The 15,342-nt window shown below is 70.9% G+C and carries 10 protein-coding genes; 8 read left to right on the plus strand and 2 right to left on the minus strand.

Annotated features, from left to right (window positions below; all coding sequences use genetic code 11):
- Positions 1–2: 2 nt before the first annotated feature.
- A complete protein-coding gene (locus tag ACTOQ3_RS00940) occupies positions 3–959 on the minus strand; it encodes a TrmH family RNA methyltransferase (RefSeq protein WP_440081412.1) in 957 nt (318 codons plus the stop codon).
- Positions 952–1,725, minus strand: a complete 774-nt coding sequence (locus tag ACTOQ3_RS00945) for a DUF4184 family protein (RefSeq protein ID WP_440081413.1) — start codon at positions 1,723–1,725, stop codon at positions 952–954. Before ACTOQ3_RS00945 ends, ACTOQ3_RS00940 begins: the two co-directional genes overlap by 8 nt.
- Before the next feature lie 161 nt (positions 1,726–1,886).
- On the opposite strand from ACTOQ3_RS00945, the gene ACTOQ3_RS00950 reads away from it, so the two are divergent.
- The 8 genes from ACTOQ3_RS00950 to ACTOQ3_RS00985 all read left to right on the plus strand — a co-directional run bounded on the left by ACTOQ3_RS00950 (position 1,887) and on the right by ACTOQ3_RS00985 (position 15,256).
- On the plus strand, positions 1,887–2,516 hold the full coding sequence (locus ACTOQ3_RS00950) for a cation transporter (RefSeq protein ID WP_440081414.1): 630 nt from the start codon (positions 1,887–1,889) through the stop codon (positions 2,514–2,516).
- Between the two features lie 370 nt (positions 2,517–2,886).
- A complete protein-coding gene (locus ACTOQ3_RS00955) occupies positions 2,887–4,677 on the plus strand; it encodes a substrate-binding and VWA domain-containing protein (RefSeq protein ID WP_440081415.1) in 1,791 nt (596 codons plus the stop codon).
- Between the two features lie 201 nt (positions 4,678–4,878).
- Positions 4,879–7,320 carry a sigma factor-like helix-turn-helix DNA-binding protein gene (locus ACTOQ3_RS00960; protein WP_440081416.1) on the plus strand — a complete coding sequence of 814 codons (2,442 nt, stop codon included), beginning with the start codon at positions 4,879–4,881 and terminating at the stop codon, positions 7,318–7,320.
- Positions 7,321–7,841: 521 nt separating this feature from the next.
- Complete coding sequence (locus tag ACTOQ3_RS00965) at positions 7,842–8,969, plus strand: GNAT family N-acetyltransferase (RefSeq protein ID WP_440081417.1); 1,128 nt, start codon at positions 7,842–7,844, stop codon at positions 8,967–8,969.
- Positions 8,970–9,124: 155 nt separating this feature from the next.
- Complete coding sequence (locus tag ACTOQ3_RS00970) at positions 9,125–9,955, plus strand: glycosyltransferase family 2 protein (protein ID WP_440081418.1); 831 nt, start codon at positions 9,125–9,127, stop codon at positions 9,953–9,955.
- A 2-nt stretch (positions 9,956–9,957) separates the two neighbouring features.
- Entirely contained in the window at positions 9,958–10,908 is a 951-nt protein-coding gene (locus tag ACTOQ3_RS00975) for a glycosyltransferase family 2 protein (RefSeq protein WP_440081419.1), read from the plus strand.
- On the plus strand, positions 10,905–11,708 hold the full coding sequence (locus ACTOQ3_RS00980) for a polysaccharide deacetylase family protein (RefSeq protein ID WP_440081420.1): 804 nt from the start codon (positions 10,905–10,907) through the stop codon (positions 11,706–11,708). Before ACTOQ3_RS00975 ends, ACTOQ3_RS00980 begins: the two co-directional genes overlap by 4 nt.
- Before the next feature lie 278 nt (positions 11,709–11,986).
- On the plus strand, positions 11,987–15,256 hold the full coding sequence (locus tag ACTOQ3_RS00985; protein ID WP_440081421.1) for a hypothetical protein: 3,270 nt from the start codon (positions 11,987–11,989) through the stop codon (positions 15,254–15,256).
- Positions 15,257–15,342 lie beyond the last annotated feature (86 nt).

Here is a 15,342-nt window from a genome sequence, read left to right on the forward strand (position 1 = left end):
CCTCACGGCGCCGAGATCGAACCTCGCATGAGGCCGTGACAGGCGATGGCCGCCGCGGCCACCACGTTGAGGGAGTCGACGCCCATGCCCATCGCGGCCGGGCTCATCGGAATGCAGACCGCCTCGTCGGCCTCGCGCAGCCAGCGGGAGGAGAGCCCGTCCCCCTCCGAGCCGAGCAGCAGGGCCACCCGGTCGGCCATGGGAGCCCTGTCTATGGGCGTGGCGGACTGGTCGGGGGTGAGGGCCAGCGTCCGGAAGCCCGTTCCGCGCAGTTCGGCCAGGCCGGCGTACCAGTCGGTCATGCGGGCGTACGGGATCGCGAAGACCGCTCCCATGGACACCTTCACCGAGCGCCGGTAAAGAGGGTCGGCGCAGCGCGGCGAGAGGATCACCGCTTCCACTCCCAGGGCGGCCGCGCAGCGGAAGATGGCGCCGACGTTGCCGTGGTCGACGAGGTCTTCGAGGACCAGGATGCGCCGGGGCGGTGAGCCGGTCCGTGCCACGGGCTCGCCGTCCTCGCGGTCGGACCCCGTCGCGGAACCGCGCAGGGGACGTGCCGTGAGTTCGGCGGCCTCGGGATCGGGCCCCGCCGGGGCGAGGTGACTCCCATCGCCGGGAGCGGCCCGGCCGGACAGGAGATCCTCCACCCCCGGAAGAGGAAGGCGTTCCATGGCGGCGAGGGCGCCTCGGTGGACCTGGAAGCCGGTGACGTCCTCCATGACGGCGTCGTCCACGACGTGGACCCGATCGCCGAGCGGGCCGAGGAGGTCGGCGAGGGGTTCGGCCCAGCGCGAGGTGAGGAGGACGGAGCGCACGGGGTGGCCCGCCGCGACGGCGCGGCGGATGACCTTCTCCCCCTCGGCGATGAAGAGGCCGTGCTCGGCCTCCATGCTCTTGCGCAGCTCGACGTCGCGCAGGTTGGCGTAGTCGGCCAGGTGGGGGTCGATGGCTTCAGGCACCCTCGAATACTGCCATGACCCGCCTGAGCTGCCATATCAGCGCGTAGACGAGCAGCATCGCGGAGCAGCCGACGACCACCCCCGCGCCCAGCCTCGTCACGAGCTCGGCCCCGCTGCCCGGGGGGAAGGCCACCGCCCAGGCGACCGCGCCCAGCGGGATCGACACGGCGGTGGCCAGGAGCACGGCCGCCCGCTCGCCCGCGGGCAGGAGCAGCCGCTCGGGCACCGGCCGCGGCTCCATCCCGGCCAGTCCGCGCCAGGCCCACCAGAGGACGACCACCAGGCCGATCACGGTGGAGGTGTACTGCAGCAGGCGGAACAGGGGGATCACTCCCGCCACCCGGGTGTCCAGCCAGCTCCAGCCCCACAGGGCCGAGCTGTACGAGTGGGTGAAGGAGTCCCAGAGCTTGTGGGTGAGAGCGCCCACGACGCCTCCGGCGATCACGGCGGGCAGCCGCCGCAGCCCGTACATGCCGGGGGTCAGCGAGGCGGCACGCCCGGCGAGGGTGGGAGGCAGGAGCGCGGTCAGCGGGTCGCGGAGCACCAGGTGGAAGACGGCGAGCAGCACGACGACGGCGAACGGGTCGATCGTGAGGACGCCCCTGAGGGAGTGCCAGATCATGTAGTCGGGCAGGAACGGGAAGAAGATCGGCAGGTCGGGCACCATGGCGCCCAGGGCGAGGGCCCAGGGATCGAGGAACCGGCGTATCCGCTCCGAGGAGATCAACGGCAGCACGGCTGCGACGTGACTGGGCGTGAACGGCACGGGTTTCCCTCCGACGATCTGCTGGACGGCTCAATCCTGCGACACGGCCGCCTCGTGGGAACACGCCGCTGTCACCGCGTGGAGCTTTACCACTTTCCCGCCTCACACACTTCGTGACGTATAGATTACCGAGCGCTGCCGATCGGTATCCGGAGGTCGTCGTGACCGATCAGATCGTGCTGGCGCCGCCGAGCGCCGAGTGGCTGCGTGACGCCCGCAGGGCTCGCGCGCTCTCCCTCGCCACTCTGGTCTGGCTGGGCGCCGAGAGCGTGCTCGGCATCGCCGCCGGTCTGGGGGCGCACTCGGTCGCCCTCATCGGCTGGGGCGTGTCGGCCCTGGTGGAGGCGGCGGCCAGCCTGATCGTGGTCTGGCGGTTCACCGGGGCGAGGACCGGGTCCGCGCACGCCGAGGTACGGGCCCGCAGGGCGGTGGCGATCAGCTTCTGGATCCTCGCCCCCTACCTGGTGCTGCACGTGGCGCACGACCTGAACGCGGGCCACCGGGCCGTGCCGAGCGTGCTCGGGATCGTGGTGACGGCGGCCAGCGTGGTCGGCATGCCGTTCCTGGGAATGGCCAAGCGGCGGCTGGGCGTGCGGCTGCACTCGGCGGCGACCGCAGGCGAGGGGACGCAGAATCTCCTGTGCGCCCTGCTCGCGGCGGGGGTGCTGGCGGGGCTCGCGCTGAACTCCGCCGGGTGGTGGTGGATCGATCCCGCCATGGCGGTTCTGCTGGCGGCGGTGGCGGCGCGCGAGGGTCTCAGGGCGTGGCGCGGGCACTCCTGCTGCCACTGATCGCCCTTCCCGACCGCCGCCGCAGGGCTCCCCGGCCGCCGTCCGTCGATCGCCGCGGGTGCCGCCGCCGATCGCCTTTCCCCGTCGCCGGCCATCCGGTTCCACCGGCCGCCGGTCACCTGTCTCCCGTTGCCGATCTTCCGTTGTTCCTGCCGCGTTTCTGCCGCCCGACCAGGTGATCTCCGCGACCGCCGGTCGTCCGCGGCCCGCGCGGACGCAGGGCTTCGTGATCGACACATACGGTAACAGCGGTACCGAAATGCGTTTTTTGCCCCAGTAACCATTCCCAGTACAGTTCCGTGAATATTGCGGACGACCTCCCGATAGGGTGACCCGCTAGCTCCATGACATCGACACCAAAGAGGACATCGTGGGCGGACGTCACCGGACGGATGAACTCGAGGACGGCTACACCCCGTACAAGGAACCGCAGCCCAGACGCAGGCGCGGGGGGCGTGGCAAGGTGCTGGTCCCGCTGGCCGGGTCCGTCGCCCTCGCGGTGCTGCTCGGCGTCGCCGCGTTCGTGGTCATCAACCGCGACCGCGGCGCCGGGGCGTGCGGGGGCGAGGCGCTCCCGCTGCGGATCACCGCCTCCCCGGACATCCAGCCCGCCCTGTCCCAGATCGCCGGGCGCTTCAACAAGGCGGCCCACGACGTCGAGGGCAGGTGCGCCACGGTCACGGTGACCAAGGGCGCCTCGGCGACCGTGGCCTCCTCCTTCAGCGGCGGCAAGGCCGCCGCGATGGACATGTGGATCCCGGACTCGAAGCTGTGGGTGACGAACCTGCGGGCGAGGAACCAGGAGGTGCCCGAGGCGGGCGAGTCCATCGCCCACTCCCCCATCGTCATGGTGGCCTCCGGCTCGGTGGTGCCGAACCTGAAGAAGAGCTTCGGCGAGGCCAGCTGGGGCGGCATGATCAACGCCGCCAACGTGGCCAACGTGGACGGTCCAGGCCGCAAGGTTCGCGTCCTCGTGCTGGATCCCTCGCTCAACGCCGCCGGGCTCGGCGCGCTCCTGGCCGCCGCCGGGGTGGCCACGGCCTCCGGCGCGGGCGAGGAGCAGCTGGTCGGCGCGCTCAAGAGCCTGTCGGGGTCGACGTCGACGGTCCGCGACCAGGACGCGCTGCTGGCCAGCCTCGGCGTCAAGGGCAGCAAGGCCCCGCTGGGCATCTCCTCGGAGCAGGGGGTCTGGGCGTTCAACAAGTCCAAGAAGCCCGAGGTCCCGGCCGTGCCGCTCTATCCGGCCGAGGGGACGATCAACCTCGACTACCCGGTGGTGATCACCGCCGAGGACGCCGCCGTGCGCAAGGCCGCCGAGGCGTTCCGCAAGGAGCTGGGCAGCGAGGCGTCCAGGAAGACGCTGCAGGACCAGGGGTTCCGCACCCCTGACGGCAAGGGCGGCAAGGCGATCTCCGGCTCCGACGGCTTCCAGGCCAAGGCCCCGCAGGCGATCGAGCCGCCCGACGGCAAGACCGTCGCGAGGATGTCCCAGACCTGGTCCCGGATCAAGCTGGGTACGAGGCTCATCACCCTGCTGGACGTCTCGGGCACCATGGCCCTCCCGGTGCCCGGTACCGGGCTGACCCGGATGCAGGCGATCAGCAGGATCGCCGTCGAGGGCATGAAGCTCTTCCCGGCCAAGAGCGAGATGGGACTGTGGGAGTTCTCCACCCATCTCAACGGCCAGGGGGTCGACTACCGCGAGACGGTCCCGGTCGGCCCGCTCACCGAGGACATGAACGGTGTCCTGCGCAGGGACGTGATCAACCAGAGGCTGATCACGACCCGGGCGAAGTCGACCGGCGACACCGGTCTCAACGACACCCTCGCCGCCGCCTACAAGCAGATGACCGACGAGTACCAGAGCGACAAGATCAACACGGTGCTGATCCTCACCGACGGCGCCGGCAACGACGACCCGGACGGCGGGATCAGCAACCAGCAGATCCTGAAGCGGCTCAAGGAGCAGTTCGACCCGGAGAAGCCGGTCAGCGTCCTGATCATCGCCTTCGGCCCCGACGCACCCAAGGGCAAGCGCCAGATGGACGCCCTGGCCAAGGCGACCGCCGGTGACGCGTACATCGCCAAGAACATCCTGGAGGTCAGGAAGTTCTTCCTGGAGGGCATGAAGCGCCGGCTCTGCGCTCCCAACTGCGACTGACCCTTCCTCCTCACCTTCATCCTGTACGGCTGGTGTCACATTGGCACCAGCCGTAGCAGTTTTCCCAGGTCATACCGTGTCGGCATGATATGAACCCCTTTGGTCAACCGGTTGCCGGGAGGTGGCGTCCTACGCGTGTGGGCTGGAACGGGTGAGTGGTGAAACCCGTGAACGAGCCCGTCTCGCGGGGGAGGAATGTCCGTGCCCGGATGGCCGACCGTCGGCCGAACCGACGATCAACAACTCGTTGAGGCGCTGCGGCGTGCCGACACAACGGCGCCGGCGAGCCTCTACGACTCCTATGCCGAACGTCTCAACGACTACGCCCACTCGCTGCTGGGCGACCGTGAGGCCGCCGCCGGTGCCGTGCACGCCGCCCTGGTCGCGGCCCAGGGCGGCGTGGACCGCCTGCGCGAGCCCGGCCGCCTGCGCGCGTGGCTGTACGCGCTCGTGCGGATCCGGTGCGCGGACGAGGGGCGCGACGGCCCGCGGGGGTCGGCGCCGCCGCCCGACGTCCACGACGACCCGGGCGAGCGGGAGCTGGCGGCCCTGGTCCACGAGGCGATGGCGGAGCTGAGCGGGCAGGAGCGCGAGGTGCTCGAACTGTCGCTCCGCCACGACCTCGGCAGCGGCGAGGTCGGCGCGGTGCTGGGGCTGACCTCCCGCCAGGTCACGGCGAGACTCGGCCGGGCCCGCGACCACCTGGAGAACGCGGCCGCCGCCGTGGTGCTCGCCAAGGTCGGCCGGGCGCACTGCCCCGACCTGTCGGCGATGGTGGACTCGTGGGAGGGCCCCCTCACCACGCTGCTGCGCAGGCGGCTGTCGGCCCACATCGGCCGCTGCGAGGTCTGCGTCGAGCGCAGGGATCGGCACGTCTCGGCCGGGCGGCTGCTGGACCTGGTGCCCCTGGCCTACCCTCCGCTCTCCCTGCGCCGCCGGGTGATCGAGACCTGCGTGAACCCGGAGGCGCGCGAGGACCGCGCCGCCATCGTCGCCGGGAACGGCTTCGACAAGGCCGGTTTCCCCGTCGCGGCCGAACGGCGCACGGGGGGCCGCCGGTGGGGCGGCAGGAGGGGCGCGGGCGGCAGGCGGGCACGCGACGAGAGCTCTCCCTCGGGCGGGGGGAGCACGCCCCCCGGGGGCACCCGCTCCCGGCACGCGGCGCTCCCCGCGGACACCGGGACGTCACACCCGGACGCGAGGGCGTGGCCGACCGGGACGGAGGCGCGGGCGGGACACGCGGACACCGGGACACGCTCCCCGGAGAGCGTGCCGCGCCACCCCGAGATCGGGACGGCGCCGAGGTACGTGATGGCGTCGCCGGCGGACGGCGAGCCCGGACGCGCGGCACCGTGGACGGACGCCGGGACCCCGCGCGCGTCACGGCCCGCGGACGGCGATGCGCGGCACGCGCCACCCCCCGTGGACATCGAGGCCTGGCCGGCACCGGCCGTGAGCGCCGAGGCCTGGCCGGCACCGACGACGAACCCCGACGCCTGGCCGGCACCCCCCGCGGACGGCGAGGCGTGGCGCACCACACCACCCGAGAACACCGAGGTGTCAACGGACGGTGAGACCTGGCGCACACCGCCGTACGCGAACGGCGAGGCGTGGCGCACGTCGTCTCCCGACGACGAGGTGTGGCCCGCGCCGTCCCCCGACGGTGAGGTCTGGCGCACGTCGTCTCCCGACGACGAGGTGTGGCCCGCGTCGTCCCCCGACGAGGCGTGGCCCGGGGAGTCTCCCGAGGGCGGTGAGGCCCGGCCCACTCCGCCGGCCGGTGGCACCGAGGTCTGGCCCACGTCACCGGAGGAGGCTTCCAGGGTACGACGCACGTCACCGGCGGGAGACCCCGGGGTCCGGCGTACACCGCCGCCCACCGGCGAGGGGAAGCGGAGGACGGAGGCGCCGCCCGCGCAGCGGCGGCGGCGGCGCGGGCGCAGGGGGCCGGTGCTGCTGGCGGTGGTGTGCGTGCTGGCCGCCACCGGGGCGGTGGTCGTGGTGGGCGGGCAGGACCTGGCCGGAGGGGCGTTGAGGGACCCCCAGACCGCGCCGGGGACGGAACCCGCGCTGATCACGCTGGAGCCCGGCCCCGAGCCGGAGCCCGGCTCGCCGCCGGAGGACCCGGAGGCGGAGGCCGCGCCGACGCCCACCCCGAAGCGGAGCCGGAGGACCGAGGCGCCCGCCCCCGCCGTCCCCACCGCCACCGCGGCGCGACCGGCACCGAGCCGTGCGCCCACGGCGGGGCGGCCCCGCCCCACCCGCACCGCCGCCAGGCCGCCCGCGGCCGGACGGCTGAGCGTCTCGTGTCCGGGCGACATCGGGGAGGGCGCCGGGCAGATCCGGCTCGCGGCACGCAACGCCACGGTCTCGTGGTCGGCGACCACCTCCGGCGGGCTCGACGTCCATCCCGCGCAAGGGCAGCTGAGGGCGGGCTCGAGCAGCGTGATTTGGGTCACCGCCAAGGATCCGTCGGAGAGCGGCACCGGGCGGGTCGCGTTCAGGTCCGCCGGGGGCAACGCCGGATGCGCGATTTCCTGGGAAAGCCCTGAATCCGAGGCCTCCACCCCTCAGGACGAGCCGGCTCCCGACCCGACCCCGACCCCCTCCGCCGGAGCGAGCTCCGAGGAGGCGACGGGCTGATTCCCGCATCTCGTTTTACCTAACACCGAGACTTCTCCCGTGGATCAGGTAAACCATGGACTGGTGCCGAGCGTCGGCATTGACGTCCATGTTGAGTGATTGGTCACATGAAGAGCGCGATCAGTCACGTCATTACCAACCAGGAGCTCGGAGATGTCGATCAAACGCAGGGGGCTCAAGTGGGCCCTCACTCTCGCCTGTGTCGCGGGAGCCGTGATCGCCTTAGCCGACATCGACACTCCGTTACGCTTGTTCCTTACGCCCCTGTTCCTGTTGGTCGTTCCGGGCGCCGCAGTGGTAGGACTGTTGCGTGATCGTGACCCGCTTGCGGCACTATCAGTGGGTGCGGCAGCGAGCCTGGTTGTGAACGTTCTCCTGGCCGCTGCCATGCTTACCTTTGACGCATGGTCGCCCCGTGCCGGAGTCGCGACGATTGCGGTGCTCGGCGGCTTCATATACGTACTACGCGTGTTGTATCGGGGGAGCGGGAGCTTGCAGACCGAACAGGGGGCCAGGTCAAGGTGAACATCGTCATCGTTCGCCCGGAGGACCTCGGGGAGCCCGAGATCTCACGATGGCGGGAGTTGCAGGTGGCGGATCCGTCGCTGGACAACCCCTTCCTCTCCGTGGAGTTCACACTCGCCATGGGGCGGCTGCGCGACTACGTCCGTGTCGCGGTCATCCAGGACGGCGGCAAGATCGTGGGGTTCTTCCCCTACGAGCGCCACAGCTTCGGGATCGGCAAGCCTCTCGGCGGCTTCCTGACCACCTGCCACGGGTTGATCTCGGTCCCCGGCCTCAAGCTGGACGTCCGGACCCTGCTGCGCGCCTGCAAGCTCTCCGTCTTCGACTTCGACCACCTGGTCCCCGGCCAGCCGACGTTCGCACCGTACGAGTCGGACGTGCGACCGGCTCCGGTGATGGACCTCAGCGTGGGGTTCGAGACCTACATCGAGCAGGTGAAGGCCAACTCGCCGAAGAACCTCAAGACGGTCCGCTACAAGGAGCGCAAGCTCGGCCGCGAGCAGGGCGAGATCCGCTTCGAGTGGTACTCGGCCGACCCGGGCACGCTGCGCACGCTCACCAACTGGAAGTCCGACCAGTACCGCAGGACCGGCCGGGTCGACCGCTTCGCCCAGCCGTGGATCGTCCAGTTGCTCGACGAGATGCACGCGGCGAGGTCCGAGAGTTTCGCGGGCGTCCTGACCATGGTCTACGCCGGAGACAGGCCCGTCGCCGGCCACTTCGGCCTCCGGACGGCGACGACCCTGGTGGGCTGGTTCCCGGCCTACGACACCGAGTTCGCGCGTTACTCCCCCGGCATCATGCACCACCTGCACATGGCTGAGCACGCCGCGAACTCCGGGCTGCAGCAGGTCGACATGGGCAAGGGCGGACGCGAGTACAAGAGCTGGTTGAAAAGCGGTGACCTCTTCGTCGCGGAAGGCCGCGTGTCGCGTCCCTCCCCGGCCGCCGCCGTCCACTGGATCGGCCGCACCCCCGTCAACAAGGCACGAACGATCGTTACAGATCGCCCGAATTTGTACAGGCTTGCCGATCGTGTGCTGAAGGGTTTCGGCCGTATGCGCGCCCCCGCGCAGAACCAATCAGGCACTCCGGTCGTCAAGGAACCATGGGGAGTCGGCTAGACCGCTCCCGTTCATCACCACACCACCCGCCAGGACCCTCGCATGCATCCCTCATCGCATTCGCCGTTTCCGCCGGTCGTCCCGACCGGCGAAGGCCCCGGGTCCGTCCGCCAGTCACCCCTGACGACCGACCGCCCGGAAGGACATCCGTCACAATGAGTCCCGAGATCACCAAGCACTACAACAACAAGCCACCGCTGAGGGCGGTGCCACCCATCGAGCGGTTCACCCCCATCACGCCCAACATGGCGATCTCCCCCACCGTCAGCGTCGTCGTCCCCGCCATGAACGAGGCGGAGAACCTTCCGCACGTCTTCGCCACGCTGCCGCAGTGGATCGACGAGATCGTCCTGGTCGACGGCAACTCGAAGGACGACACCGTCGCCGTGGCCAGGAGGCTGCGTCCCAACGTCCGCGTGGTGCACCAGACCGGCAAGGGCAAGGGTGACGCGCTGTCGGCGGGCTTCGCCGCCTGCACCGGCGACATCATCGTGATGATCGACGCCGACGGGTCCACGGACGGCCGCGAGATCATCCAGTTCGTGGGCGCGCTGGTCACCGGCGCCGACTTCGTCAAGGGCTCGCGGTACGCGTCCGGCGGCGGCAGCGACGACCTGACGTTCATCCGCAAGTTCGGCAACAAGACACTGACCGCGCTGGTCAACAGGATGTACGGCACCAGCTACAGCGACCTGTGCTACGGCTACAACGCCTTCTGGGCCCGCCACCTGGACGTCCTCAACCTCGACTGCGACGGTTTCGAGATCGAGACCCTGATGAACGTCCGCGCCGCCAAGGCCGGTCTCAAGGTTCACGAGGTCCCCAGCCACGAGCGCTGCCGCATCCACGGCGAGAGCAACCTGCACGCCGTCCGCGACGGCATCCGGGTGCTGAAGACCATCATCCGCGAGTGGCGGAGCAACCCGGCTCCCGTCGTTCACGAGCCGGCCACCGCCGCCCCGGCCGCCGACCAGGGCGCCGCGTAACCATGAGAAGCAGTGTCGTCATCTGCGTCTACACCGAGGACCGCTGGGAGGACATCCGGGCGGCCGTCGAGTCGGTCGAGAACCAGACGCACGAGCCGCACGAGATCATCCTGGTCGTCGACTACAACCCGGATCTCCACCTGAGGCTCAAGAAGGAGTATCCCGGCGCGATCGTGGTGGAGAACGCTCAGGAGAAAGGGCTGTCCGGTGGCAAGAACACCGGTGCGGCGACCGCCTCCGGCGACATCGTGGCGTATCTGGACGACGACGCCGTCGCGGAGCCTGGCTGGCTGGAAGCACTGGAGGAGGGCTTCCAGGACCCGACCATCGTGGGGGTGGGCGGGCTGACCAGGCCGCTGTGGGGCATCGGGCACCGGCCCGGCTGGTATCCCCACGAGTTCGACTGGACCGTGGGGTGCAGCTATCTCGGCATGCCCACGGAACGAGCCCGGATCCGCAACGTCATGGGCGGCAACGCGGCCTTCCGCAGGGAGGTCATCGGCGGTGTCGGCGGGTTCCACACCGGCATCGGGCGCAGCGTGCAGGGACGCAAACCCCGCCCGCTGGGCTGTGAGGAGACCGAGTTCTGCATCCGGCTCTCGCAGCGGATGCCGGGCTCGGGAATGCTGTTCGAACCGGCCGCGGTGATCGGCCACAAGGTGCCGCCCGTACGCTCGACGTTCGCCTACTTCCGCTCGCGCTGTTTCGCCGAGGGCCTGTCCAAGGCTCTGGTCGCCCAGAGCGTGGGAGCCGGCGACGGACTGTCGAGCGAGCGGGCCCACGCGCTGAAGGCGCTGCCGCTGGGCGCGCTGCGCGGGGTCGGCGAGGCGCTGCGGGGCGACCCGTCCGGCCTCGGCAGGGCCGGGGCGATCGTCGTCGGCCTCGCCTGGACGACCTGGGGTTACATCGTCGGCTCCCTTCGACTGAAACTGAAGCGGGTGCGTGCGTCATGATCCGCGTACCGATCCTGATGTACCACTCGGTCTCCGACCGGCCCAACGCCGAGACGAAGCCGCTGGCGGTACGCCCCTCGGCCTTCGCCGAGCAGCTGGCCTACCTGAAGGAGAACGGCTTCACGCCGCTGACGGTGGCCGACCTGGTCGCCTCGCTGCACAACAACAACGGCCGCTCCATCCCGGAGCGGCCGGTCGTGGTGACCTTCGACGACGGGTACGCCGACTTCCACAGCGAGGCGCTGCCCCTGCTCGAACGCTACGACTTCCCCGCGACGGTCTTCCTGACCAGCGGGTGGGTCCGCGACGCGGGCAAGGACGCGGCGGGCAGGCCCCTCGACACGATGCTGTCGTGGAGCCAGGCCCGCGAGGCCGCCTCGTGCGGCATGGAGATCGGCGGGCACAGCCACAGCCATCCCCAGCTCGACCAGCTGCCCGAGGACGAGCTCCGCCAGGAGCTGCGGCGCAACAAGGCCCTGCTGGAGGACAAGATCGGCTCCCTGGTCTCGACGATGGCCTACCCGTACGGCTACTCCAGCGTGCGCGTGCGGCGCGAGGTCAGGAAGGCCGGATACTGGGCCGCCTGCGCGGTGAACAACGCCATCGCCGCCGACCGGCACGACGTGCTCGCGCTGCCGCGCCTGACCGTCGCCGAGGGCACGTCGATGAAGATGTTCAGCCGGGCGGTCGAGGGAAACCAGGTCCCGCTGATCTACATGAGGGAACGAATGCTGACGAAGGGATACGCCGTCGTCAGGCGCACACGATACGGTCTGCGCCGGGTGCGCGGCCAGGCGTGAACGGCCGGGTGCGCTCCGGGGGACGCGCGATCCGCGGGGCGGGTCGCGCACCGGTGGCCGACCCGGTGTGACCGGCGGTCCCCGCTCCGTCCGGCGCCCCTTCCCCCGGGAGCGGAGGCGTCGGGAGGGGGGCCGCCCGGCTGGAGAACGGCCGCTGTACCGCTTCTTAACGATCTACGCGAAGCGCCCGGACATGACGGATCTCCGCGGTGACTCGTCACACCCTGGTCCGCGTAGCCGCCATGATGTTAGACGTGAGGCAACGGGCAGGTAATGACGTGACGACGACGGGGGCGGCGGAGACCGCCGAGGTCGGGGAGATCGATCCCACCCACCCCGCGCCTTCGGACGGAACCCGGACCGGGTCCGACGGCGAGCCCACCGGCACGGCGCCCTTCGAAGCGCCTGACGACGAGGCTCCCGGCGAGTTCCCGGACGACGAGATCGCCGAGGGCGAGGCTCCGGGCGACGAGACGTCCGACGGCGAGACGCCCGGCGGGAGCCCGTACGGCGACGGTCCCGGCGGCGAGACGTCCGACGGCGAGGAGGCTTCGGGGGGCGACCCGCGCGACGACGCGGCCGACGACGGCACGCCGCCGGATACGGACGCCGCGGATACCACGGACGCCACGGACGCGCTGGACGACGCGGACGCCTCAGAGAAGGCGGATACCGCGGATGCCGCGAGCGCCTCAGACGAGGCGGATGCTCTGGACGACGCGGACGACGCGGACGCCCTGAACGAGGCGGACGCCACGGATGCCGCGGACACCTCGGACGAAGCGGGCGACGCGCCGGATGACAGCGTCTACGGCGACGACCCGGAGGTCACCGCCGTCATCAGGCTTCCCCTCCGCCCGGTCGCCTCGCCCCCGGCCGGCGTCTCCGAGGACGAGACGGCCGAGACGGCCGAGACGGCCGAGACGGCCGAGACGGCCGAGGCCCCGCCCGCGCCCACCGGGGACGAGGACGAGGACAGATTCGAGACCACGGCGGAGATGCGCCTGCCCGGCCGGGCCGCGCCACTCCTCAAGCCCGCCTCCACCACTCGGAGGCCCTCGGAACCCTCGGAACCCTCGGAACCCTCGGAACCCTCGCCGGCCGCGGGATCCTCAGCGTCCTCGCAGCCCTCTGACTCCGGGGAGTCCGCCGGGCGTCCTGGCGGAGAGCCGCGGGGAAGGTCCGCCGGGGCGCCCAGGCAGCCCCTGGAAGTCTCCAAGCCCCTCCCCGAGGTCACAGAAACCCCAGCGGCCCACCAGGCCCCACAGGGCACGCAGAGGAGCTCGGGGACCGGTTCCGGGGCGGGACAGGGGGCCGGGAAGGGAGCGGGGAAGGCGGCACCGGCGACCAGCGCCATGCCTCCGTCCGCGGCGACCGCCGCCGGGGCCCCGTCCGCGACGCCCGCCGCCAGGCCCTCACGCCTGCAGGCCGTGATGCAGTCGGCCATGGTGTGGCTGCCGCCGGTCCTCACCATCGAGGGTCTGATCATGTACGTGCTGGCCCTGCGCGTCGCGCCGGGCCCGCTGCGGGGCGTCGACCTGAACGACATCGACGGTGTGGGCCTGATCTCGGCCATGCCGCCGACCGCGTTCGCCGCGATCCTGCTGATGCTCGTCGCGTTCTTCGTCACGATCGCGCAGAACACCGACCGCAAGTTCCTGCTGCTCTTCCAGATCGCGGCGATCACCTTCGCGTTACACGGGGCGGCCGCCCTGATCGAGGACGAGGCCAGGTTCCACACGGCCTACGTCCACGCGGGCTTCGTGGAGTACATCAACCGCACCGGCGAGTCCTCCGCCCTTCTCGACGCCCGCCTGGCGTGGCCGGGGTTCTTCGCGCTGGTGGGGTTCATCACGAAGGCCGCCGGGGTCACCGACCTGACGACGATCATGCGGTGGACGCCGCTGCTGTCGAACCTGCTGTACCTCCTGCCGTTCGTGCTGATCCTGCGCCAGGTCGTCGCCACCACCCGGGCCCGCTGGTTCGCCGCGCTGCTGTTCGTCATCGTGCAGTGGATCGGCCAGGACTACTTCTCCTCCCAGGGCTTCACGTACGCGATCTACCTGGCCTTCGTGGCGATCGTGCTGCGCTGGTTCGGCAAGGTGGAGCCCCGCGAGAAACCGATGCCGGCCAAGGGGTTCGTCCGGCGGCTGCTGGCCCGCCTGGACGGGCTGACGCCGGGCGAGCTGCCGCACTCCACCGGCGTCTACGACCGGGCCATCATGCTGATCGTGCTGATCGGCCTGTTCGCGACCGCGACCGCCTCGCACCAGATCACGCCGTTCATGATGCTCGGCGCGCTGACCGGCCTGATCCTGCTGCGGCGCTCCTCGCTCAGCTGGGGGCTGCCCTTCTTCCTGGGCCTGATGGTGCTGGCGTGGATCAGCTACCAGACGGTCGCCTTCTGGAGCGGGCACATCGACCAGCTCTTCGGCGGTCTGGGCCGGATCCTGGAGAACCTCCAGAGCAACACCGGCGACCGGATCGACGGCAGCGACCCCAAGCACGCGCTCGTCCTGATGGCCCGCCTGGGCATCTGCGGCGTCATCCTGACGCTGGCCGCCGCCGGCCTGTTCCGCCGCCTGCGGCGCGGCGTCGGCGACCGCGCGGCCCTGCTGCTGCTGTGCATCCCGGTGCTCGCCCTCGGCCTGCAGAACTACGGCGGCGAGATCGGCCTGCGCATCTACCTGTTCGCGCTGCCCGGCGCCTGCATCCTGGCCGCGTACGCCTTCTTCCCGAACCTCCCGGCGGGCACCGAGGACGCGCCGGAGGAGACGGTGCCGATCCGCAAGCGCAACATCCGGTTCAACCCGGAGCTGACGCGGCGGATCTCGTTGCTGCTGGCCGCCGGGTGCGCCATGGTGCTGGCGATGGTCTTCCTGGTCGCACGGTACGGCAACGAGCAGTTCGAGCGGGTCTCCGCCAGCGAGGTCGCGGCGATGCACTACGTCTACGACCACGACAAGCCGAGCGCCCGCGTCCTCTACCTGGTCCCGGTGGTCGGCGAGGAGGTCACCCCGAGCATCCCGTGGGGCGAACGCGACTTCGACAAGATCTCCTACCAGCAGGTGCTGGTGGACAAGAACCCGGCGCAGCTCTCCACGGTGATCGACAAGCTCCGGGTGTCGCCGCCCAACACCTATCTGGTGGCCACCCGCGGGCAGGCCGGATACCTGCAGCTCAACCACGGCTTCCCGACGGACTGGGCGCCGAGGTTCCGCGCCGCGCTCGACGCCCACAAGGAGCTCAAGCGGGTCTTCAACGGTGAGGACGCCGCCGTCTACACGCTCAAGACCTACCCCGAGGGGGCCGAGATCCCCGAGCCGGGAGCGCCGACCGGCGGCAGTGACCCGACCTCTCCGTGGACGCCGATCGGCCTGGGCGCGCTGGGCGTGACGTGGATCGCGCTGTTCGGCTACGAGGTGTTCCGCCTGCGTGGCCGCGATCAGGCGTCCAGGACGAGGAGGCGCATCCTGCTCGTCGCGGTGCCCGCGTTCGTGCTGGCCGTAGGGGTGATCGTGGAGAGGTTCATCGTCATCGGCTCCTGACCTCAGCAAAGGACAAAGTCTCTCGGCGGACGATCGGGGCGCGCCATACTGAGCACCGTTCGCCGGGGGGCGCACGTCTCGAACTG

It is taken from the genome of Streptosporangium sp. LJ11, from assembly GCF_051918945.1.
Classification (GTDB): domain Bacteria; phylum Actinomycetota; class Actinomycetes; order Streptosporangiales; family Streptosporangiaceae; genus Streptosporangium.